Raw genomic sequence first — 779 nt, forward strand, 5'->3', positions numbered from 1 at the left:
GCGGTGAGATGTCTGATTTCTTTTGGTTTTCCGATGCGCAGTGGGAACGGATCGAACCGCTCCTGCCAACGGATGTGCGGGGCAAGCCGCGCGTGGACGATCGTCGCGTGTTGAGCGGAATCGTCCACGCGCTGCGATGCGGTGGACGCTGGGCGGACTGCGCCGACGTCTATGGACCGAAGAAGACGCTCTACAATCGCTTCGTTCGCTGGTCCGAGCGCGGCATCTGGGAAGGCATCTTCAGCGCACTCGCCGGAGCCGAGGATGCGCCGGACAGATTGTTCATCGATAGTAGCTGCATCAAGGTCCACCGCTGCGCAGGCGGCGGAAAAGGGGGGCCATGGCTCATGGTATCGGCCGCACGAAAGGCGGACGGAACACCAAGCTCCATGCCGTCTGCGACGCGAAAGGTCGCCCTCACGTCCTGCTCCTGACGCCCGGCAACGTCCATGACTGCAAGGTGGCGAGGCTGTGTATCGAAGCCCTGCCGCCCACCGCGCAGCTCGTCGCGGACAAGGGCTATGACAGCCAGGCTCTGCGCGAGTGGCTCGACGAGCGCGGTACCGAGGCTGTGATCCCGCCACGTCGAAATCGCAAGGTCCAGTACGAGTACGACCGCGCCGTTTACAAGCAGCGCAACGTCATCGAGCGTATGTTCTGCCGTCTCAAGGACTGGCGTCGCCTCGCCACCCGCTTCGATCGCAACATCAAAAACTTCATGGGTGCCGTCGCTCTCGCCGCAGCCGTCATCTGGTGGCTCTAGTGAGTCCGGACCCTAG

General features: G+C 63.2%; 1 protein-coding gene. It reads left to right on the plus strand.

The features are described 5' to 3' along the window. The first annotated feature begins 8 nt into the window (after nt 1-8). A protein-coding gene (locus tag P9A16_RS35610) for an IS5 family transposase (RefSeq protein WP_443020527.1) occupies nt 9-763 on the plus strand; the annotation gives its coding sequence in 2 pieces (ribosomal slippage) (nt 9-350 and nt 353-763; 753 coding nt in all). Nucleotides 764-779: the final 16 nt, after the last annotated feature.

The organism is Shinella sp. 838 (assembly GCF_029623935.1).
Taxonomy (GTDB): domain Bacteria; phylum Pseudomonadota; class Alphaproteobacteria; order Rhizobiales; family Rhizobiaceae; genus Shinella.